Source organism: Burkholderia sp. L27(2015), from assembly GCF_009765705.1.
Classification (GTDB): domain Bacteria; phylum Pseudomonadota; class Gammaproteobacteria; order Burkholderiales; family Burkholderiaceae; genus LMUX01.
Map to the genome: position 1 here is coordinate 165,323 of NZ_LMUX01000009.1, position 21,266 is coordinate 186,588.

The window sequence follows — 21,266 nt, forward strand, 5'->3', positions numbered from 1 at the left end:
GTGAACGGGGCATTTTTTTTGACTGCTGAGCAGCCGCGATTGATCAGGCGGACGCCGTTTTCTTAGCGGCAACCTTCTTGGCAGCGACTTTTTTCGCCGCCACTTTCTTGGCTGCTGGCTTGGGCGCTTTTTTGGCTGCTGCTTTGGCAACAGGCGCCGCTTTCTTAGCCGGTGCTCGGGCGCTTGAGCGTGCTACGGCCGCTTGGTTGCCGTCGTCGTCGTCATCGCCTTCTTCACCCTTGGCACCTGCTTTGGCTGCCTTCGCCGCCGCCGCCGCGATCGACTTAGCCGACGGCTCTTTCTTCTCGAATTCGAAGCCGATCTTGCCATCGGGCTGCTTGACCAGGAACGCCTTGAAATTGCGTCCGGTGCGCGACGACTTGAAGCCGGTCAGCAGATCGGTGCGGCCTCCGGTCAGCAGCTTGCTCATCTGTTCGCGGGTCATTTCCTGCTGCAAGATCACCTTGCCGGAGCGGAAGTCGCAGGTCTTCGGGTTGGCAACGGAGTTTTCGCAGAGATAGCTCATGCCGTGTTCATACACGCGGCCGCCGCATTTCGGACACGCCCCGACCGATTCCTGATCGGAGAAATCGGGCGGCTCGCCGTTTTCGTCGTTCTGATCCTGGCCGAAGTCGAATTCGAGCTTGTAATTCTTGATCTCGTCATCGAAGCTCAGTTTGAGAATGGCCGAGAACGGCCGGCCCATCTTGCTGCGGAACCCCGACAGCGGGCCGATGGTTTTCTGCGAAAGCAGCTCCTCGGCTTCCGGAATTTCAAATTGCCGGCTGCCCGGAATTTTGGTGATAGAAAAGTCGCACTTCGTGCACGCAAAGCGGCGGTAATTTTCCTTCACCTGGCCGCCGCAATTCGGGCATGGCGTGGCAAGCGTCGCATAGTCGCCGGGGATGGTGTCCGAATCGTATTCCTTGGCGCGCTTGACGATGGTCTGTGTCATCTGCGCGATTTCGCGCATGAAGTCAGCGCGCGCCAAATTGCCGCGCTCCATCTGGGCGAGCTTATGTTCCCAACCGCCCGTCAGCTCGGGCGCGGTCAGTTCTTCCACGCGCAACCCGCGCAGCAGCGTCATCAATTGAAACGCCTTGGCAGTCGGAATCATCTCGCGGCCTTCGCGCAGCAGGTATTTCTCTGCGAGCAGCCCTTCGATGATGGCGGCGCGCGTCGCTGGCGTGCCCAAACCTTTGCCGGCCATCGCTTCGCGCAAATCTTCGTCTTCGACCAGCTTGCCGGCGCCTTCCATCGCCGACAGCAGCGTCGCTTCGTTGTAGCGCGCGGGCGGTTTGGTCGTGAGGCCGTGTGCTGCGATGCTTTCGGTCTTGACCTTTTCGTTCTTGTCGACCGGCACGAGGTTGGCATCCTCGCCCTGGGCTTCGCGGCCATACACTTGCAGCCAGCCCGGATTGACGAGAACCTTGCCCTCGGTCTTGAAGCGATGGCCGACCACCTCGGTCACGCGCGTCGTCAACTGATATTCGGCCGCGGGGAAAAATACGGCGAGGAAGCGCTTGACCACCAGGTCATACAGTTTCTGTTCGGGCTCCGAGAGGTTCTTCGGCGCTTGCAGGGTGGGGATGATAGCGAAGTGATCGCTGATCTTCGAGTTGTCGAAGATGCGTTTGTTCGGCTTGACCCAGCCCTTGTCGAGAACCTGCTTCGCGTGCGGCAGGTAGTTGTCGCTTTCCTTGAGCATCTCGAGCGTACCGCGCACTGCATCGAGATAATCTTCCGGCAAAGCGCGCGAATCGGTACGCGGATAAGTGAGTACCTTGTGCCGTTCATATAGCGCTTGAGCCAGGCCCAGCGTGTTTTTCGCGGAGAAGCCAAAGCGGCCGTTCGCTTCGCGCTGCAGGCTGGTCAAATCGAACAGTAGCGGCGAGAGTTGCGACGATGGCTTGGATTCTTCGGTGACGTTGCCGGGCTTGCCGCGGCATGCAGCCACCACCGATTCGGCGGCGGCAACGCTCCACAGGCGTGAATCGCGTTGCTCGGCATCGACGTCGGTTTTCTTGAATGCCGGATCGTACCAGCGGCCTTCGTAGAATCCCGCGGCGCAAACGAAATCGGCTTTCACTTCCCAGTAGTCGCGTGGCACGAAGCGGCGAATTTTTTCTTCGCGCTCGACCACGATCGACAACGTCGGCGTTTGCACGCGGCCGACGGTCGTCAGGAAAAAGCCCCCGCCCTTGCTGTTGAACGCGGTCATCGCGCGCGTGCCGTTGATGCCCACCAGCCAATCGGCTTCGGAGCGGCAGCGCGCGGCATCGGCCAGCGGTTGCATGTCTTCGTCGCTGCGCAGCTTGGCGAAGCCGTCGCGAATAGCCGCCGGCGTCATCGATTGCAGCCACAGGCGCTGCACCGGCTGCTTGGCCTTGGCATGTTGCGCGATGTAGCGAAAAATCAGTTCGCCTTCGCGCCCGGCGTCGCAGGCGTTGATCAGTTGCGTGACATCCTTGCGCTTGATCAGCCGCGTCAGCACCCGCAGCCGCGTTTCGGTCTTGGCGATCGGATTCAAGTCGAAGTGCGGCGGGATCACAGGCAGATGGGCGAAGCTCCATTTGCCGCGCTTGACGTCGTATTCTTCGGGCGCCGCGATTTCCAGCAGGTGGCCCACTGCCGACGAGACGATGTAGTCGTCGTTTTCGAAATACTCGTCATGCTTGGTGAAGCCGCCGAGCGAGCGCACGATGTCATTCGCGACGGATGGCTTTTCGGCGATGATCAGGGCTTTGGACATGAGAGTTGATCTGGTGATGACCTGGGTTTAATGCGGTTATTCAACTATATGTAAGTTCGCAAAACGCGGACTTACCCTTGAGCCGGAGTAGTGGCAACGCCTGCCAGCTGTTTGCGCAGCAGTGGAGCGCCATGAGCGGCCGGCAACATCGTCAGGTCGCTAAGCATTCTTTCGACAATTCGCGCCTGCGGCAAAACCGTACCAAAAAATCGCCGGGCCGTGGGATCCTCGATCAAGATAGTCGGAAAATTCTCGACATCAAAATCGAATTCGTCCAGTTGGTCGGCATGAGTCTCGATATCGATCCAGACAAAACAACTCTCGGGATGGACATCGGCCAATTGATCGAATGCGATCTGGTAATCGCGGCAAGTACCACACCACTGCGCGCACAGACAGGCCACCAACGCCATATCGGGTCGGCTCAAGTGCGTGGCAATAACGGCTGCGTCGGTATCTAAATTAAGCGCGGGCATACACAAAAAATCCTTGCGGCGGCCGTCTCGCAAAGGCATCGCATCGACGGCTGTATTCGGCGGGAATGTAACACGAATCTTTTATCGGGCTCACGCTTCCTAATTAGAGAGCGTGGTTATAGCGGCGAATTGTTGGTGCTAGGGTAGCGCTTTATGTCACGGCACTCCACCTGCGAACGGTTCGACTCGCCCGCATGGCAAAGGTGCAATGGCGCCGCCTAATTCCAGCTCCAGCAGGGCCGCTTGCAGGCGCGATGCGCTCAAGCCGGTGCGCTTGGCGAGCAAATCGGGTGCTGCGCGGTCGTGGCCGAGAGCGCTCAGCGCCGCCAGGGCATCGCCGCTGAAAACCGCAGGGGCGGTGGTTTTTTGGCACACTGGCACGGGCGGCCCCAACTCCTCAAGAATATCGGCGACCGATTCGACCAGTTTTGCCCCATCTTTAATTAGCCGGTGGCACCCTTTGGTCAACGCCGAGTGGATCGACCCGGGCATCGCGTATACGTCGCGGCCCATCTCGCCCGCCAAGCGCGCGGTGATGAGCGAACCGGATTGCGATGCGGCTTCGACCACGAATACACCGCGTGCGAGGCCGGCGATCAAACGGTTGCGCTGTGGGAAATGCGCTTTGCGCGCGGGCGTGCCCAACGGCCATTCCGAGATCAACGTACCGTGCTGCGCGAGCCGCTGGGCCAATGCATGATGGCGTGCAGGGTAAACCAGATCGGCACCCGTGCCGATCACGGCCACCGTGCCACCGGACGTGTCGAGCGCGCCCTCGTGAGCCGCGGCGTCGATACCGAGCGCGAGGCCGGAAATGATCGTCAGCCCCGCCGCCCCGAGTTCGCTGGCGAATGCCCGTGCGGTGGCCAGCCCCTGCGGGCTCGCGTGACGACTGCCTACGATAGCCAGCGCGGGCGCGTGCAGCAGATCGAGCCGGCCCTTTGCATAGAGCAGCAGCGGTGGGTCGCCCCCCTCGAGCAATGTGCGCGGGTAAGCGGGGTCAGCTAGCGTTACCACCTGATTGCCCGGCTGGGCAAGCCAGTCGAGCACCATCGCATGCTGTTTGGCTAATTCTGACCCGGGCTGCTTCAGCAACGCCGTCGCAGCGGCAGCCCCCGCTACCTCTGCCAGCGCGGCATGGCCGGCGGCCAAAATCTGCTGAGGCAGACCGAAGGCCGCCAGCCACGCGCGTGCCGCACGGCGCGATACGTGTTGTGTCGCGGTCAGTCTTAGCCACGCGGTCAATTCGGGGTGCGCGAGCGGCAAGGTATGCATAGATAAAGCGGCCTTGAAAATTGGGGGCACGGGCGCGCCGCATGGGCAGGCAGCCTCGCCGAATAAGCCCCTTATGCTAAAATTTCATTTCGGTTACACGCCTTGCACGACGGGTTCCGAACGGTCGCTGGCAACGGCGCATAGGTTTGGCGCATGAGTCTTGCGCACGAGTCCGGTGCAAAATCCCGAACGCCACCTGGGTAGTCGCGGCGATAGTAGTGGCTACCGCCGCAGACATCGTCGCGGTTACCGGGTGCAGCCAGGGGCGGTACTGCCCGCAACCGACGCAGCAAGCATGTCGGTTGAATTGTGTATCGCGCGCCATCGGGCCGCCAGTCAGCCGTTCGGGTAGGGCCATGCCGTTCGGATAAGCCTGACGAATCGCCCATGCCGTGCGCCGGCAGAAAAGCCGGTGCGCAGAGCTGGCACAGCGAGCCAGCACGGCAAGCACAGCAAGCCGACACAGCAAGGTCACGTAAAACTGTGACTCGGTAACGTAAATCAAGGTCCAAGATTGCCATGGCATTACTAAACATACTGACCTACCCCGATCGCCGCCTGTATAAGGTCGCGCAGCCGGTGACACAGGTCGACGAACGAATTCGCCAGTTGGTGCGGGATATGGGCGAAACCATGTACGCAGCGCCGGGTATAGGCTTGGCTGCCACGCAAGTCGATGTACACGAGTGCGTCATCGTGATCGACATTTCCGAAACGCATGACGAACTGATGGCGCTGATCAATCCAGAGATCGTCTGGGCCAGCGAGGCACGCGAGCTTTCGGAAGAGGGGTGCCTATCGGTTCCCGGTATTTACGACAACGTCGAGCGTGCCGAGCGCATACGCGTGCGGGCTTTGAACGAAAAAGGCGAGAAGGTCGAGTTCGACGCCGATGGGCTGCTCGCCGTATGCATCCAGCACGAGATGGATCATCTGTTGGGCAAGGTGTTCGTGGAATACTTATCGCCGCTCAAGCAGACGCGTATCAAGACCAAGATGAAAAAACTCGCCACGGCGATGTAACGGCTTCTCGCCGCGCGCGGCCACCTCGGTTTGCGCGCACCACCCCGAGCCATCGGGCTCAATCAATTAGCTCTGCGGGTGCTCTTGCTCATGTCGAATTCCTTGCGTGTCATTTTTGCCGGAACGCCCCAGTTCGCCGCGCACGCGCTGGCCGCGATCCACGCCGCCGGATTCACGGTGCCGCTGGTGCTGACGCAACCGGATCGGCCTGCAGGCCGCGGCATGAAGCTCACACCTAGCCCGGTGAAGCGATTCGCGCTCGATCAGGGTTTGCTCGTGGCGCAGCCGCCGTCGTTGCGCCGAGCCGGCAAGTATCCGGAGCAGGCGGCCGAGGCGATCGAACTGTTGCAGGCAACCCCGCACGACGTGATGGTGGTGGCGGCTTACGGCTTGCTGTTGCCGCAGGAAGTGTTGGACATTGCACCGCACGGCTGCATCAATATCCATGCATCGCTGTTGCCGCGCTGGCGCGGTGCGGCGCCGATACAGCGGGCCATTGAAGCTGGTGACAGCGAAACCGGCATCACACTGATGCAGATGGAGGCGGGCCTGGACACGGGGCCGATGATCAGCCGCGTGGTGGTGCCGATAGCCGCCGAGGAAACCTCCGCCAGCTTGCTCGACAAATTGGCCGCCGCCGGTGCCGAGTTGGCGGTGGGAAGCTTGCAGCGTCTGGCTGAACAGGGCAGTTTGCCGGCGACGCCGCAACCTGCGGAAGGCCTGACCTACGCGGAAAAAATCAGCAAAGACGAAGCGCATATCGATTGGCGTTTGCCTGCCGACGTGCTGGCGCGACGCATCCGTGCGTTCGATCCCTTTCCGGGGGCTTCGGCGAGTTTGGCCGGCATGACGTTGAAAATCTGGTTCGCGCAGCCGCTGGCGATCACGCCTTCGGTGCCGCCGGGGACCGTGGTTGAAGTGTTGCCCGAAGGTGTGACGGTGGCATGCGGTGAGGGCGCCCTGCGTATCACGCAATGGCAGAAACCGGGTGGAAAGCGGCTCACTACGCGAGAATTTGTCGCTGGTTTCGCACTGAGTGCCGGGCATTACTTCGAGGTGGCAAGCTAACGCGTGGTCGTAAAGACTGCGAATGCAGGGCTCGAACTCAAGCAAAAACCGGAGCAAAAAAATCGAGGGCCCGGCGTCATGCTGATGACGCGATCCAGCCCGGCACGTTAGAATCGACAAAGCCCGGCGCGGGCTTCTGACTGGCGCGCCGCGGCAAAAATTTCACCCATTGCGCGGCTCAGCGCGCTGAGGATCCGTCGATGTTCGGTATTACCCAATTCTGGTTTTTCCTCGTTGCCGTGATGTTGCTCAACGCAACGCCGGGGCCTGACACCGCATATATCGTCGGCCGCAGTCTCGCCCAGGGGCGCGGCGCGGGTCTGGTTTCGGCGTTGGGCATTTCCGCCGGCTGCTGCGTGCATTCGCTGGCCTGCGCGTTTGGCTTGACCGCCCTGCTGGCCGCTTCGGCGACCGCCTTCACGGTAGTCAAGCTGGTGGGCGCGATTTATCTGATCTATCTTGGCGCGATGTTGCTGATCAAGCGCGCCGCGCAGGAAAAAACGTTGCCGGCGACCGGTCCTCTGACGCCGCGGCCACTGCGTGCGCTATTCGTACAGGGCTTCTGGACCAACGTGCTCAATCCCAAGGTGGTGCTGTTTTTCGTATCTTTCTTCCCGCAGTTTGTCAGTGTCGGGAGTGCCCACAAGACGCTCGCTTTCCTGGTACTGGGCGGCGTGTTTGTGCTGATGAGCACGATCTGGAACAGCCTCGTTGCGTGGATCGCCGGCACGGTCACGCGTCGCATTGGCCAAAAACCCTCGCTGCGCCGCTGGATTGACCGGGTGGTCGGGAGCGCCTTTATCGGGCTGGGCATCCGCCTCGCAACCGCCCACCGTTAGTAGGGGCTTGCGCACGGGAGTCCGTGCGCGAGGGTGGGCAATCGTGAGCCGAACGTTCGAAGCCGCGATGGCAGATATCGGCTGCGGCTTCTGCTCCTATATTTCAGCGGAAATGTGGATGTTCACCGCAGCTATTGAATTTCCCCGATCCGCCTCTATCTAATCGATGCCGAAAGGTTTTTGTAATATTCGGCGCGTCTGAGCCATCGGCTCGGCGCGGCGTTTTGAGAGAAGGGGCAAACGATGTGGAACGGTGTCAAGACAGCCATGCTGATGGCGGCCATAGCCGCCTTGTTTGTGGTGATCGGCGGTTTGATCGGCGGCCAGCGCGGGATGCTGCTGGCACTCCTATTCGCGCTGGGCACTAATTTCTTCGCTTATTGGTTTTCCGATTCGATGGTGCTGCGCATGTATAACGCGCAGCCGGTCGACGCGAGCAACGCGCCGCAGTTCTACCGGATGGTGCAGGAGCTGGCGCAGCGCGCGGGCTTGCCGATGCCGCGCGTGTACCTCATCGACGAAGCTGCGCCGAATGCGTTTGCCACCGGGCGTAATCCGGAGCATGCGGCCGTAGCGGCCACCACCGGTTTGTTGCGGATGTTGTCGGATCGCGAAGTGCGCGGCGTCATCTCGCACGAGTTGGCGCACGTTCAGCACCGCGACATCCTGATCTCGACGGTTTCGGCGACGATGGCCGGTGCGGTATCGGCCATGGCGAACTTCGCGCTGTTCTTCGGCGGCCGCGACGAGCAAGGGCGGCCGGCCAATCCGATTGCATCGATTGCGGTGGCACTGCTGGCGCCCGTTGCGGCCGCCTTGATCCAGATGGCGATCTCGCGCGCCCGCGAATTCGAAGCTGACCGTGGCGGCGCGCAAATTTCAGGGGACCCGGCGGCGCTTGCGATGGCGCTCGAAAAAATCCATCGCTTCGGGCAAGCCGTGCCGTTCGACACGGCGCAGGCTCACCCGGCCACGGCGCAAATGATGATCGTCAACCCACTGTCCGGTGGGGGCATCGCGAACCTGTTTTCTACCCATCCGCCGGTCGAGGAGCGCATCGCGCGTCTAATGGCGCTGGCGCGCTGATCCGGCCGCGCTCGCCTGAAGGCAAATAAGGAGACAAATAAGTGAGGGCGCACCCGCTCGCATGACCCGATGCACGCGTGGGTTCCGGCGGCGCGTTACAATACGCCGTTTTCGGGTCACAGCCGCCGCCGTAGCCGCAGTCGCATCAGGCGGCCCATGCCTGTTCACCCGCATGACACGCAGTGCCGCTGCAGCCGCAGGGCTCGCGACAGTGCGTGCCACGCTTTACCCGCGCTCGCCGCAGGCCTGTTGATGAATAAAAAATCGCCTTCCTCGCATGCGGGTGAGCGCTCGCCTCGCAGTGCTCGCCAAAATGCTGGCGCGCCTGGATCTTCTGCTCCCGGGCGACGTCCGTCAGGCGCACCGGGGCGCTCGGAACGCAAGCCTTCGGGCGCAGCCGCCGCCCAGGTCGACACCGACGCGATCCGTTTCCCACCGCCGCCGCTTGCCCACGACTCCTTGGCGTTCGCACTTGACGGCGCAGCCCAGGTGATTGGCGCCGTGCGCGCCGGCGCAGCTTTGCCGGCCGCACTTGCCTCGATTATCGCAACGCAGGCCGCACCGCTTGCACGTGGGGCCACCCAGGACATCGCGTACCGCACGCTACGCGCGCTCGGCTTGGCCGATGCGCTCGCCACCACGCTGGTGGCAAAGGCTCCGCCCCCGCATGTCGCGAACCTGCTGACTTGTGCGCTGGCCTTGCTGGCCGACGCGCCTGAAAACGCCGCCTACGCGCCGTTCACCGTGGTCGACCAGGCGGTCAGCGCGATCGGCGCGCGGCGTGAATTCAACTTCGCCAAAGGCTTGGTCAACGCGGTATTACGCAATTTTCTGCGGCAGCGTGAAACTTTGCTCGCCGAGGCGATGCGCGACCCCGTAGCGCGCTGGAACGCGCCGCACTGGTGGATAAACGCAGTGCGCAAGGCATGGCCCGAACAATGGCAAGCGGTGCTCGATGCCGATCGCGTGCAGGGCCCGTTGACCTTGCGAGTGAACCAACGCAAAAGTACCATGGAGGCCTATCAGGCGCGTCTCGAACAGGCCCACCTGCCGTGCGTCGTGGTCGGTCCGAGCGCCGTGCAATTGCTGCAGGCGGTGCCGGTCGATCGGCTGCCCGGCTTTGCCGATGGCGTAGTCTCCGTGCAGGACGCAGGCGCGCAACGGGCGGCCGTATTGCTCGAAGTGCGCGACGGCATGCGGGTGCTCGACGCATGCGCGGCGCCCGGCGGCAAGAGCGGCCATTTGCTGGAACTGGCCGAGATCGAACTGGTGGCACTGGAAAGCGACGCCGTACGCTCGCGGCGCATCGACGAAAATTTGAGCCGGCTCGGTTTGCAGGCGCAGGTGCAAATCGGCGACGCCGGCGACCCCTCGACGTGGTGGGATGGGATACCGTTCGACCGGATCCTGGCCGACGTGCCGTGTTCGGCATCGGGCATCGTGCGGCGCCACCCCGATATTCGCTGGCTACGCCGTGCGACCGACATCGCGCCGCTGGTCGCGTTGCAACGGCGCATCGTGCTGGCATTGTGGCCACTGCTGGCCAAGGGCGGCGAATTACTCTATGTCACCTGTTCAATCTTTCCCGAGGAAGGCGAGCTACAGGCACAATGGTTTGAAAGCGTTCAACAAGATGCGGTACGATTGGACGCACCCGGCCAGTTGCTGCCTTCGGCCGCCGTGCCGGGAACGCAGCGGGACGCTAACCATGACGGATTCTTTTACGCGCGATTTCAAAAACGGTGACATTTCGACGCTTCTTCTATCGCGAATTCCGGCTCAGGCTGCTGGTCAGTCTCTGGGCTGCGCTGCTGCTATGCATGAGCGCGCCGGCTCACGCCGAAACGATCGCGATCCAGCAGGCGTCGCTTGAAGCCGACAGCGTGGGCGGCTGGAATCTCGATGCGCGCTTCGACTTCGAGCTTAATAGCAGCCTTGAAGATGTCGTCAACAAAGGCATCCCGCTTTATTTCACTACCACCTTCGAGCTAACCCGGCCGCGCTGGTATTGGTTCGATGAACCGACTGTGCATATCTCGCAAAGCATACGCTTGTCGTTCCAACCGCTCACGCGGGAATACCGTGTGTCGAGTGGCGGCTTGCAGCTCGGATTCAATTCACTCAGAGAGGCGTTGAACGTCATCAAGCATGTCACGTCATGGCATGTGATCGATCGTGGTCAGGTACAAACGGGCGAAACCTACACGGCTTCGGTGCGCATGCTGCTCGACACTGCGCTGATGCCCAAGCCGTTCCAGATCGACGCGGTGAATAACCGCGACTGGAACCTCGCGTCCGAATGGAAGCGCTTCCCATTCGAGGTGAGCGACCATGCCAAGTAGAGCCGACTTAAAACTCTTCCTGATGCGCCTGCTGGTCGGCACAGTGGGGCTCACCGCGCTGCTGCTGCTCGCACTGCTGGCCACCGCGAGCGCCAACACCGAATTTTTCGATCGCTACTATTCGTGGCTCTACGCCGCCAACGTCGTGGTCGCATTGGTGTTCATGCTGCTCGTCGGCGTGCTGATCTGGGTGATCATCGCGCGTGTGCGCGAGGGTCGTTTCGGCACTCGGCTATTGGCGAAGCTGGCCATATTCTTTGCGCTGGTCGGCGTGTTGCCGGGCGGGATCATCTATCTGGTGTCGTTGCAGTTCGTGTCGCGCAGTATCGAGTCGTGGTTCGATGTGAACGTCGAAACCGCGCTCGAATCGGGCCTGAACCTTGGGCGCGGCATGCTCGACAGCTCGTTGAACGATTTGCAGAACAAAGGCCGAGCAATGGCCGATCAGTTGGCGTCGAGCGACAATCCCAACTCAAGCCTGACCTTGCTGCGATTGCGCGACCAGTTCGGGGTGCAGGAGGCCACCATTGTGTCGTCGGCCGGGCGCGTGCTATCGCAGGCTTCGTCCGATTTCGCGACTCTGGTTCCCGACGATTTGCCGACCTCGCTTATGTTGCAACAAGCGCGCGGGCGTGGTTATGCGGCGATCGAGGGCGAGCTCGACGGCGATGGCGGTGCGGGTTCCGCGCAAGGCGCATTGCGGCTGCGGGTCGTGGTGCGCATCCCGGCCGGCTACGACGGCAGCACATTGCAAAATGAAGATCGTTTTTTGCAGATCACCCAGCCGGTGTCGCCTGCATTGGCGCGCAATGCCGAGGCGGTGCAGCGCGCCTATCGCGAGTACCAGGAAAAGGCGTTAGGGCGCACCGGCTTGCGCAAAATGTATATCGGCACGCTGACATTGGCGCTGTTCCTTGCTACCTTTATTGCCATGCTGCTTGCGCTGCTGCTGGGCAATCAGTTGGCGCGGCCGCTCTTTCTGCTGGCGCAGGGCACGATGGAGGTGGCGCGCGGCGATTACACGCCCAAAGGCGAAATCAAGAGCAACGACGAATTGGGCTTTTTGACCAAATCGTTTAATGCGATGACGCGTCAGCTTTCGGAGGCAAGAGCGGCGGTTGAAGGTAATCGGGTCGCGCTGGAAAATTCCAAGTCCTACCTCGAAAGCGTGTTGGCGAATTTGACGGCGGGCGTGTTTGTGTTCGATCGGCAGTTCAGGCTGACGACGGCGAACCCCGGTGCCGAGCGGATTTTTCGTCAACCGTTCGAAGCAAGCTTGAATATGCCGCTAGATAATATCGAGGTATTGAGCGAATTCGGCGCGTTGGTGAAAAAGGCGTTTGCCGATCGTGATGCAGCCAACCGGGGCGGGCGCGGCGATCGCGGCCATTGGCAGCGGCAGATCGAAGTGCCGGTAGCCGGTGAAAGCGAGCCCGTGACTTTGCTCGTGCGTGGCACCCGGTTGTTGCGTACCGCCAAGGTGGGCACCAGTGCCGAAGGCGAAGTACAGGCGCAGGAAGACGTATCGTTAGCAGGGTATGTGGTGGTGTTCGACGATATCTCGGATGTGATTTCGGCGCAGCGTTCGGTGGCCTGGGGCGAAGTGGCGCGGCGGCTGGCGCACGAAATCAAGAATCCGCTCACGCCGATCCAGTTGTCGGCTGAGCGTTTGCAGATGAAGTTGGCCGCCAAGCTGACGCCGCCTGACGCGGAATTCCTCAAGCGTGGCGCGACCACCATCGTCAATCAGGTGGCGGCGATGAAGCGCATGGTCGACGACTTTCGCGAATACGCGCGCACGCCGCCGGCGGTGTTGCAGAATTTGCAGTTGAACGAGTTGGTGGCTGAGGTGCTGACCTTATACGGCATTGACGAAGGGCGCGGCCCGATCCGTGTCGAGTTGGGCACGCTGCCGATTATCAAGGGAGATCCGACTCAATTGCGGCAGGTGATACATAATCTATTACAAAATGCTCAGGATGCGGTGGCCGATCAACCGAACCCTAGCGTTTTGCTGGAGACTAAGACAGTAGAATACGGAGACCCGGATGCGGACGGGAAAACACCGATCGCGGTTCGCATGACGGTCTCCGATAACGGTGCGGGCTTTCCGGCAAGAATTCTGACACGGGCCTTCGAGCCGTATGTAACGACCAAGGCCAAGGGCACCGGTTTGGGGCTGGCCACCGTGAAGAAGATCGTGGATGAGCATGGCGCGCGCATCGATATCCGTAACCGTGATAAGTCCACGGCCGACGGTGGTGGCGCACAGATTTCGATTTTGTTTTTACAGTTGGCGCAAGATACCGTGCCGTCGGCCGATGCAACAGAGCATGCAAAGGCGCAAAGCAGTGCGCAGACAAAGGTAGCGTAAATGGCAACCATCCTGGTGGTAGATGATGAAATGGGTATCCGGGAATTGCTCTCGGAAATTCTGAGCGATGAGGGGCACGCAGTCGAAGTTGCCGAGAATGCGCAGCAGGCTCGCGACTATCGATTGCGATTGACGCCCGATCTGGTGTTGCTCGATATCTGGATGCCCGATACCGATGGCGTGACCCTGCTCAAGGAGTGGGCCGCTCAAGGTCAACTGACGATGCCGGTCATCATGATGTCGGGGCATGCGACGATCGACACTGCAGTGGAAGCAACCAAAATCGGCGCGCTTAATTTTCTGGAAAAGCCGATCGCGTTGCAAAAGCTGCTCAAAGCGGTCGAGCAAGGGCTCGCGCGCGCAGGTCAGCCGATGACACCGGTCAATCATGTAGCCGCGATCAACGTGAGCCCTGCACTGATGGCAGGTGCTACCGTCGCTGCAGGTGCGCTGCCGGCTGACGGTGCGATTCCCGGTGCTTTCATGGCCGGACAAAGCGCGTCGATCTCGTTCGATATCCCACTGCGCGACGCGCGCGATGCGTTCGAGCGCGCTTATTTCGAATATCACCTGGCACGCGAGAACGGCAGCATGACACGCGTGGCTGAACGTACCGGGCTTGAGCGCACGCATCTGTATCGCAAGCTCAAGCAGTTGGGCGTCGAATTGGGCAAGAACAAAAGCGAATAGCTTTTACCGAATAGTTTTAACTGCTGGCAAGATGGTGCTTGAGCTTCGGGCCGTCGTTTGATATACTTTCGCTCTCTTGTGGCCCGGTAGCTCAGTCGGTAGAGCAGAGGATTGAAAATCCTTGTGTCGGTGGTTCGATTCCGCCCCAGGCCACCAACTAGATAAAGTCCCACGCAAAGCGATATGCTTGCGCGGGGTTGAAGAAAAAATGCCTCGCGAAAGCGGGGCATTTTTTTTACACCGACGTTAGCATCGCCGCGGGTTATGCTTGACAAAGGTGTCGGTTTGCTGCTTCCCCTAAATGCGGTCGTAAGTTGGGTGGCAGCTCCACCACCCTAATCGAGACCGCATCGTCCAGACGAATTCTTCAGATCCAATCGAGTCCGAGCCGACCGGCCGGGCGTATGCAGCAGGAGCAAACCGCGGTGAACCGGACAGTCGCGCACGACAGCGCCTTGGTGCTGTTTTCAGGTGGGCAGGATTCCGCCACATGCCTTGCATGGGCGCTTGAACGCTATAGCCGCGTCGAAACGCTGGGCTTTGACTACGGGCAACGGCATCGTATCGAGCTGAGCTGTCGTGTAGGCTTTCGTGAGCAGTTGCGCGCGCGCTTCCCCCAATGGCGCGACCGTCTCGGCGAAGACCACTTGCTCGACCTCGGCGTGCTGGGCGCAATCAGCGACACCGCCATGACCCGCGACATCGCAATCGAAACGAACGCGAGCGGCTTGCCGAACACCTTCGTGCCGGGCCGCAATTTGATGTTCCTGACATTTGCCGCAGCCATCGCGTACCGGCGTGGGCTGCAAGTGATCGTGGGCGGCATGTGCGAAACCGATTTCTCCGGCTATCCGGATTGCCGCGACGACACCATCAAGGCGCTGCAAGTGGCGCTCAATCTCGGCATGGATAGCCGCTTCGCACTCGAAACGCCGCTGATGTGGATCGACAAGGCGGCCACCTGGACGCTAGCTGAAACGCTGGGCGGAGCCGATCTGCTGGACATGGTGCGCGAACAAACCCACACCTGTTATCTGGGCGAGCGCGGTGAGCTGCACGACTGGGGGCATGGCTGCGGCGCATGCCCGGCTTGCCAGTTGCGCCGTCGTGGCTATCAGGCGTATCGAGCCGGACTGACGGTGGCGCAGCTATTGCAGCATGAAGCGCAGGTGCAGGCACAAGCCGAGGCGCAAACCAAAGCACAAGCCGAAGCGCAAACCAAAGCGGACCACGCGTCCGCTCGTGCGCCATGACCTACGCCGTCAAGGAAATTTTCTACACGCTGCAAGGCGAAGGTGCGAATGCCGGACGCCCTGCCGTGTTCTGCCGGTTCGCCGGCTGCAACCTGTGGAGCGGGCGTGAAGACGATAGGGCCAGCGCCGTTTGCCAGTTTTGCGATACCGATTTTGTCGGCACCGATGGCGAGAACGGCGGCAAATATCGCAGCGCCGCCGAATTGGCACAGCAGGTCGCGGCGCTGTGGCCCGAGGGCTGGGGGCACCGTTTCGTCGTGTGCACGGGCGGCGAGCCGCTGCTGCAACTCGATGCTGCACTGATCGACGCGCTGCACGCGCAAGGCTTCGTGATCGCCATCGAAACCAATGGCACCTTGCCCGTACCGGACGGCATCGACTGGATCTGTGTCAGCCCCAAGGCCGACGCCGAGCTGGTGGTGAAGCGCGGCCATGAATTGAAAGTGGTGGTGCCGCAGACCAACCAGCGGCTCGAAGAATACGCGCAACTGGCCTTCGATTATTTCCTGATCCAGCCGATGGACGGCCCGGCGCGTGAGTTCAACACGCGCTTGGCGATCGACTGGTGCAAGCGGCATCCGCAGTGGCGGTTGTCGATGCAAACCCATAAATACCTGAATATTCCCTGACCCGTAGCAGGCCCACGCTGTGCTTAAAATAACCCGCAAACTTGAATTCGATGCAGGTCACCGCATCCCTGATCACCGTAGCCAGTGCCGCAACTTGCACGGGCATCGTTATGTGATCGAAATCACCCTCGAAGGCGAGTTGGTCGACGTCGAGGGCGCGCCGGATCGCGGCATGGTGATGGATTTTGCCGATGTGAAAGCATTGGCGATGGAGCACCTGATCGGCAAGTGGGATCATGCTTTTATCGTTTACCAGGGCGACACGGCGGTGCGCGAGTTTCTGGAAACGCTGCCGGACCACAAGACCGTGGTGCTCGACTGTATTCCTACAGTGGAAAACCTTGCCGCTACGGCGTTTCGGATCTTGTGCGGCGTGTATGACGCCCATTACGGTGTCGATCTGCGATTGAAACACTTGCGGCTTTATGAAACGCCCAATTGCTGGGCCGATATCGAGCGGCCGGCTGCAAAATGAGCCCCGCGCTCTAGCGGCAAGCTAACTGAGAGTCCGACAGGAAGCGTCTCCTATCCGGGTTTCATCGGATTCCCGAAGGGGCTTCCTCAATGCCCACTCCAACATCGCGTCGAACGCGTCCCACGAGGCCCAGCGCTTGCTCCGCACCCGGCTCGTCGCCCGTGGGTGCGTCCAGCGGGGCGTTGCACGGCCGGCTTAATGTCGCGGTATGATTTCCGAGTGTTGAGAGCAAGTGCAAAAGGGCGCGATCCGGTTGTCAGGATTTGCGGCGTTGCGCGACTAATGCAAGTCATGTCTGCGCTACCCAGCGCTACCCAGTGTTGCGTTCGCCGCGCCGCTTAGCCCGGCGCGTGCGCCGGATGGCTTTGATAGCACGGGCTTGCTCAAGCGCTTTCAACCGCTTTTCACTTTTCTGTCGGCTGCAACTGCAGCGCACATCATCCGGTGTGACGCCAACGGGCGGCAGACCTTGCAGGAGACGTTTCGATGAAGTTCAACCCATCTGCGGCGCTTGTGCGTGCGCCACGTAGGGCTCGATGTAGCTTGGGTCGGTTTGCGCTGGTGTGCGCGATGCTGGGCGTAGGCACATTTGCCGCACAGGCCCAAGCCGGTCAGGACGTCGCAAAGTCGAGTCCTAAAACCAAGGAAGCGATCGCCGATTACGATGCCGGAAACTACCCGGTAGCGCGCTCAGAATTCAAGGAGCAGGCCGAGAAGGGTGACCGTCTCGCGGAATTCAACTACGCGATGATGATGCTCAACGGCGAGGGTGGCCCGGCCGATCTGGATACCGCCAAAGTATGGTTGAAACGCTCGGCCGAGGCCGGCATGGCGCACGCGCAGTATGCGTATGGCCGTTTGTTCGACGACGGCACTGAAGTACCGCGCGATGCCGCCGAGGCGCACCGCTGGTATTTGCTGGCGGCGGCTCAAGGTCATGTGCTGGCTGAGGTCGCGTTGGCCAACCAGTTTTTTATCGGACGCGGCGCGCCGCGTGACGATGCGCAAGCGTTCCACTGGTACAAACTGGCCGCGCAGGCTGGCGACCTGACGTCGCAGTACGTGGTGGGCAGCTACTATGAATTCGGCCGGGGCGGCGTGGAGAAAAATCTGAATATCGCGCGCTTCTGGTATGCGGAAGCCGGTGCTCAGGGCGATCCGGCGGGGCTGGGCAAATTCAGGGAGTTGTCGCAGGAGCTGGCGCGCGAGCATTCTCAAGGTCAGCAAAATGGCACCCCTGGCGCAGCGCCTGCCGAGAACCCAAAGCCGCTGTAGCAGCGTTGCAAAATGACGGCGTGGAGTGGGGCTTTGAAGTGAAGCTTTGAAGCGGGACTTTGAAGCTGCGTTCTGAAGCGCCACTATGAAGCGGCGCCGTATTCTCGGTATAACGCGTCGCACAGCGTCGCCATAACGCGTTGGCGACGCGCTAACTTTGCATGAGCCGCTTTTGCCGTGCCACGCTCATGATGATGCCGATCGCCACGCCCAGCGTGGACAGTGCAGTGCCGCCATAGCTCATGAAAGGCAGCGGCACGCCGACCACCGGCAGTATCCCGCTGACCATCCCCATATTGACGAACGCGTAAGTGAATAGCGTCATGCTGACCGATCCGGCAATCAAGCGTCCGAATAGCGACGAGCCATTCGCGGCCACGTAAAGGCCGCGTACGATCACCGCCAGATAGAGCAACACCAATACGATTTCCCCCACGAGTCCGAATTCTTCGGCGAAAACCGCAAAGATAAAGTCGGTGTGCTTTTCGGGAATGAAATCGAGGTGGGCCTGGGTGCCTTTAAGCCAGCCTTTGCCCGTCGTGCCGCCGGAGCCTATCGCTATCACCGCCTGGATCGTGTGAAAACCCTGGCCGAGCGGGTCGGACTCCGGATTCAGCAAGGTGCAGATGCGATGCTTTTGATAGTCGTGCATCATCGGCCACTGCACTGCGGGCTGGCAAATCTTATCTTCGAATACGACCACCGAACCCACCGCAATCGAAGCCGCCAGCAGCACGGGCAATATCAGTTTAAAACTCAGTCCCGCAAAATAAATCACGAAGAGGCCCGCGGCCAGCACCAGCACGGCCGTGCCAAGGTCCGGCTGTTTCGCGATCAAACCTACGGGGACCGCCAGCAAAAGCAGGCCGATCAGGTAATCGTACCAGCGCACCAGGCCCTCGCGGCGTTGGTAGTACCAAGCCAGCATGAGTGGCATCGCGATCTTCATGATCTCGGATGGCTGGATGACCACGCCGACATTGATCCAGCGGCGTGCCCCCTTGCGGGTCAGGCCGAATAGTGCGACGGCGACCAGCAGCGCCACCCCAAACGTATAGAGCGGCACGGCAAAACGCATCAGCGTTTGCGGCGGCACGTTGGCGATGGCCCACATCAGCACGAAGGTCAGCACGATATTGCGCAGTTGGTCCTGCACGCGGCCCGGCATGTCGATACTGGCGCTGTACAGCGTCACGATGCCCACGCTGAGCAACAAGAATACGAACAGCGCTAGCGGTTTGTCGAAGCCGACGAACAGGTTCCTGATACGGCTTAGCCAGGCGCGCGAGTCGATAGTCATGACAGCATCTCCTGATTAATCCTGGGCGTTCGGGCTACCCAGCGTACTGGGCCGAGCGCGTTGATCTGCGGGCGCCACGATGGGCTGGGTGTTCGGGCCCAGCGGCGGCCCGTCCGGCGCTGGGCGCGGCGACGGTGGCGCTTGGGGAGGCATCTGCGGCGAATGTTGCGCCGGCAACTGTGTCAGTGGTTTGGGCTTAGGCTTGGGTGTCGGCTTAGGCAAGCGAGGCGCGCTGGCTTCATTCGTCCTGGCAGTTGGTGCCGCCACGGCAGAAGCCGGCGCTCCAGCGGAACCCGGCGCGACAGCCGAGGCGCCCTGAACCACTGTGGATGCTGGCGCGAACGGCGCCGTGGCTGCCAACGAGGCCGGCAATGCCGCTTGCAGCGCGGTCTCGCCGCCACCGATCACAGGTGCGTCGGACACCGCGGTCGCGGACGCCGCTTGCGCCACTGCCGCCGCTTCTGCGCCTGGCTTGAGTCGATCGATCAGCCAGTAATCGAGCACCTTGCGAGCAATAGGCGCTGCCGCTTCGGCACCCCAGCCGCCATTCTCAACCACCAGCGCCAGTGCGATCGTGGGTTGGTCCGCCGGCGCAAAGGCAGTGAACAACGCATGGTCGCGCCGGTCTTCGGCGACCGCATGCGCCTGGTATTTTGCGCCTTCCAACGAATACACCTGCGCGGTACCGGTCTTGCCTCCTGCCACATACGGCGCGTTGCGGAACACCGAATAAGCGGTACCGGAGGGGTTAGTGGTCACACCGACCATCGCGTTTTTGACGAAGTCGATGTTCTGCTGGCTGACGTCAATCCGGCCGCTCGCTTTGGGCACAGTCAGCCGCTCGACGTGCGTTATCGGGTTTTCGATTTCCTTGACCAAGTGCGGCTTCATCACCACGCCGTCATTAGCCAAGGTAGCTACCGCATGAGCCAGTTGCAGGATGGTGAACGAGTTGTAGCCCTGCCCGATCCCCAGGCTGATGGTTTCGCCTTCGTACCAACGCTGCGCTTCAGGGCGTTTATAGTTCTTGCGTTTCCAGTCGGTCGACGGCAACACGCCAATCGCTTCGCCTTCCACATCGATGCCGGTTTTCCCGCCGAACCCCCACGGTCGCATGAAATCGGCAATCGCGTTGACGCCCAGGTCGTGCGCCAGCATGTAGAAGTAATCGTCGTTCGACACCACGATGGCGCGGTTCATGTCGATCCAGCCCTGACCGGCGCGCACGTCGTTGTGGAAAGTGTGGCCGGCGAACGTGTAAGAGCCGGTGTCCTGGAAGCCCCACTGCGTGGTTCGCTTGTGTAAGGTGAGCGCGGCGAGCGCCATGAACGGCTTGTAGGTGGAGCCTGGCGGATAGGTACCGCGTAACGGCCGGTTCAGCAGCGGCTTGTCGGGCGAATTATTGAGCTGGTCCCAGGTTTGCTGGTCGACGCCGTCGACAAACAGGTTGGGGTCGAAACTCGGAGCCGACACGAAGGCCAATACGTCACCGGTGCTGGGCTCGATGGCCACCAGTGCGCCGCGTCGCCCGGCAAACGCTTGCTCGGCCACCTCTTGCAGACCCGCATCGATCGACAACACCAGCTTGTTGCCGGGTACCGCCTGGGTGCGCGAAAGGGTGCGCACGGGGCGCCCGCCCGCGGTGACTTCGACTTCTTCAAAGCCGGTTTCGCCATGCAGTTCGGTTTCGTAGCTCTGCTCGACGCCGATCTTGCCGATGTAATCGGTGCCGTTGTAATTGTTGGCGTCGAGCCTGGGGTCGTAGTTCGTTTGGTCGTTGTCGTTCTGTTCGCTGGCGTCGTCGATGCGGTCCTGATCGTGCTGCGAGATCCGGCCGATATACCCGATTACGTGCGCCGCCGTGGTGCCCAACGGATACTGACGAAACAGTCTCGCGCGCACTTCGACGCCGGGAAAGCGATAGCGTTGCGCGGTGAGGCGCGCCACTTCCTCATCGGTCAATCGCGTGCGGATCGGCAGGCTCTCGAAGGTTTTCGAATCCTCGAGCAGCTTCTTGAAGCGACGGCGGTCACGGGCGTCGATGTCGACAACCTGAGCGAGTTGATCGATCACCTCATCGAGCGTGCCGTTGATCTTCGATGGCGTGATTTCCAGCGTGTAAGCCGAGTAGTTTTTTGCCAGCACGACACCGTTGCGATCGGTGATGATGCCGCGGTTGGGCACGATAGGCGCCACCGAGATGCGATTTTCGTCGGCTTGCAGTGAGTACTTGCTGTAATGCCAGACTTGCAGGTACACGAAGCGCAAGCCCAGCAGCCCGAAACACAAAAACACGAACAAGCTTGCCGCACCGATTCTCAGACGAAATCGAAGTAGCTGTTGTTCGGTGTTCTTGAACTCGGTCATGCAAAGGCTCGGTTAAATACGGTAGGGGCGGGCGCTGCGGTA

General features: G+C 61.1%; 16 protein-coding genes, 1 tRNA gene and 1 pseudogene. 13 read left to right on the plus strand and 5 right to left on the minus strand.

Going from position 1 to position 21,266, the window contains the following annotated elements; genetic code table 11:
• Positions 1-43: 43 nt before the first annotated feature.
• The 3 genes from GSQ77_RS05540 to dprA all read right to left on the minus strand — a co-directional run bounded on the left by GSQ77_RS05540 (position 44) and on the right by dprA (position 4,503).
• Complete coding sequence (locus tag GSQ77_RS05540) at positions 44-2,752, minus strand: DNA topoisomerase III (RefSeq protein ID WP_158899869.1); 2,709 nt, start codon at positions 2,750-2,752, stop codon at positions 44-46.
• Positions 2,753-2,823: 71 nt separating this feature from the next.
• Complete coding sequence (locus GSQ77_RS05545; RefSeq protein WP_158899871.1) at positions 2,824-3,228, minus strand: thioredoxin domain-containing protein; 405 nt, start codon at positions 3,226-3,228, stop codon at positions 2,824-2,826.
• Positions 3,229-3,384: 156 nt separating this feature from the next.
• Positions 3,385-4,503 (minus strand): DNA-processing protein DprA, encoded by a 1,119-nt coding sequence (gene dprA, locus GSQ77_RS05550; RefSeq protein WP_158900474.1) that lies wholly within the window; start codon positions 4,501-4,503, stop codon positions 3,385-3,387.
• Positions 4,504-5,022: 519 nt separating this feature from the next.
• Here dprA and def point away from each other — a divergent pair.
• The 13 genes and pseudogenes from def (at position 5,023) to GSQ77_RS05615 (ending at position 17,557) form a co-directional block, all read left to right on the plus strand.
• Complete coding sequence (gene def / locus GSQ77_RS05555) at positions 5,023-5,526, plus strand: peptide deformylase (protein WP_158899873.1); 504 nt, start codon at positions 5,023-5,025, stop codon at positions 5,524-5,526.
• A 90-nt stretch (positions 5,527-5,616) separates the two neighbouring features.
• Positions 5,617-6,594, plus strand: coding sequence for a methionyl-tRNA formyltransferase (fmt, locus tag GSQ77_RS05560; protein ID WP_158899875.1), 978 nt, complete (start codon positions 5,617-5,619; stop codon positions 6,592-6,594).
• A 200-nt stretch (positions 6,595-6,794) separates the two neighbouring features.
• Positions 6,795-7,433 carry a LysE family translocator gene (locus GSQ77_RS05565; RefSeq protein ID WP_158899877.1) on the plus strand — a complete coding sequence of 213 codons (639 nt, stop codon included), beginning with the start codon at positions 6,795-6,797 and terminating at the stop codon, positions 7,431-7,433.
• A gap of 243 nt (positions 7,434-7,676) precedes the next feature.
• Positions 7,677-8,519: a zinc metalloprotease HtpX gene (htpX, locus tag GSQ77_RS05570; protein ID WP_158899879.1), complete on the plus strand. Its 843-nt coding sequence runs from the start codon at positions 7,677-7,679 to the stop codon at positions 8,517-8,519.
• Positions 8,520-8,771: 252 nt separating this feature from the next.
• On the plus strand, positions 8,772-10,265 hold the full coding sequence (gene rsmB, locus GSQ77_RS05575) for a 16S rRNA (cytosine(967)-C(5))-methyltransferase RsmB (RefSeq protein WP_158899881.1): 1,494 nt from the start codon (positions 8,772-8,774) through the stop codon (positions 10,263-10,265).
• Entirely contained in the window at positions 10,262-10,861 is a 600-nt protein-coding gene (locus GSQ77_RS05580; protein ID WP_158899883.1) for a DUF4390 domain-containing protein, read from the plus strand. Before rsmB ends, GSQ77_RS05580 begins: the two co-directional genes overlap by 4 nt.
• Complete coding sequence (locus tag GSQ77_RS05585) at positions 10,851-13,235, plus strand: PAS domain-containing sensor histidine kinase (RefSeq protein ID WP_216854858.1); 2,385 nt, start codon at positions 10,851-10,853, stop codon at positions 13,233-13,235. Before GSQ77_RS05580 ends, GSQ77_RS05585 begins: the two co-directional genes overlap by 11 nt.
• Entirely contained in the window at positions 13,236-13,925 is a 690-nt protein-coding gene (gene esaR, locus GSQ77_RS05590) for a response regulator transcription factor EsaR (RefSeq protein ID WP_158899885.1), read from the plus strand.
• A gap of 80 nt (positions 13,926-14,005) precedes the next feature.
• Positions 14,006-14,081, plus strand: a tRNA-Phe gene (locus GSQ77_RS05595).
• A gap of 269 nt (positions 14,082-14,350) precedes the next feature.
• Positions 14,351-15,067: pseudogene (gene queC, locus GSQ77_RS05600) on the plus strand (7-cyano-7-deazaguanine synthase QueC); the annotation flags it as partial.
• A gap of 107 nt (positions 15,068-15,174) precedes the next feature.
• Positions 15,175-15,807, plus strand: coding sequence for a 7-carboxy-7-deazaguanine synthase (gene queE, locus GSQ77_RS05605; RefSeq protein ID WP_158899889.1), 633 nt, complete (start codon positions 15,175-15,177; stop codon positions 15,805-15,807).
• 19 nt (positions 15,808-15,826) lie between these two features.
• Positions 15,827-16,282, plus strand: a complete 456-nt coding sequence (queD, locus tag GSQ77_RS05610) for a 6-carboxytetrahydropterin synthase QueD (protein ID WP_158899891.1) — start codon at positions 15,827-15,829, stop codon at positions 16,280-16,282.
• A gap of 486 nt (positions 16,283-16,768) precedes the next feature.
• Entirely contained in the window at positions 16,769-17,557 is a 789-nt protein-coding gene (locus tag GSQ77_RS05615; RefSeq protein WP_254067458.1) for a tetratricopeptide repeat protein, read from the plus strand.
• 151 nt (positions 17,558-17,708) lie between these two features.
• Here GSQ77_RS05615 and rodA read toward each other — a convergent pair whose 3' ends face one another.
• Positions 17,709-18,857 (minus strand): rod shape-determining protein RodA, encoded by a 1,149-nt coding sequence (gene rodA / locus GSQ77_RS05620; protein ID WP_158899893.1) that lies wholly within the window; start codon positions 18,855-18,857, stop codon positions 17,709-17,711.
• A 15-nt stretch (positions 18,858-18,872) separates the two neighbouring features.
• Positions 18,873-21,224, minus strand: coding sequence for a penicillin-binding protein 2 (gene mrdA / locus GSQ77_RS05625; protein ID WP_158899895.1), 2,352 nt, complete (start codon positions 21,222-21,224; stop codon positions 18,873-18,875).
• Between the last annotated feature and the right edge of the window lie 42 nt (positions 21,225-21,266).

Bases quoted from the DNA above. Each gene is read 5' to 3' on its own strand.
- GSQ77_RS05565 (WP_158899877.1), top strand. From the start codon at position 6,795: ATGTTCGGTATTACCCAATTCTGGTTTTTCCTCGTTGCCGTGATGTTG.
- mrdA (WP_158899895.1), bottom strand. From the start codon at position 21,224: ATGACCGAGTTCAAGAACACCGAACAACAGCTACTTCGATTTCGTCTG.
- rodA (WP_158899893.1), bottom strand. From the start codon at position 18,857: ATGACTATCGACTCGCGCGCCTGGCTAAGCCGTATCAGGAACCTGTTC.
- queE (WP_158899889.1), top strand. From the start codon at position 15,175: ATGACCTACGCCGTCAAGGAAATTTTCTACACGCTGCAAGGCGAAGGT.
- def (WP_158899873.1), top strand. From the start codon at position 5,023: ATGGCATTACTAAACATACTGACCTACCCCGATCGCCGCCTGTATAAG.
- GSQ77_RS05615 (WP_254067458.1), top strand. From the start codon at position 16,769: ATGAAGTTCAACCCATCTGCGGCGCTTGTGCGTGCGCCACGTAGGGCT.
- esaR (WP_158899885.1), top strand. From the start codon at position 13,236: ATGGCAACCATCCTGGTGGTAGATGATGAAATGGGTATCCGGGAATTG.
- GSQ77_RS05540 (WP_158899869.1), bottom strand. From the start codon at position 2,752: ATGTCCAAAGCCCTGATCATCGCCGAAAAGCCATCCGTCGCGAATGAC.
- GSQ77_RS05585 (WP_216854858.1), top strand. From the start codon at position 10,851: ATGCCAAGTAGAGCCGACTTAAAACTCTTCCTGATGCGCCTGCTGGTC.
- fmt (WP_158899875.1), top strand. From the start codon at position 5,617: ATGTCGAATTCCTTGCGTGTCATTTTTGCCGGAACGCCCCAGTTCGCC.
- dprA (WP_158900474.1), bottom strand. From the start codon at position 4,503: ATGCATACCTTGCCGCTCGCGCACCCCGAATTGACCGCGTGGCTAAGA.
- rsmB (WP_158899881.1), top strand. From the start codon at position 8,772: ATGAATAAAAAATCGCCTTCCTCGCATGCGGGTGAGCGCTCGCCTCGC.
- GSQ77_RS05545 (WP_158899871.1), bottom strand. From the start codon at position 3,228: ATGCCCGCGCTTAATTTAGATACCGACGCAGCCGTTATTGCCACGCAC.
- htpX (WP_158899879.1), top strand. From the start codon at position 7,677: ATGTGGAACGGTGTCAAGACAGCCATGCTGATGGCGGCCATAGCCGCC.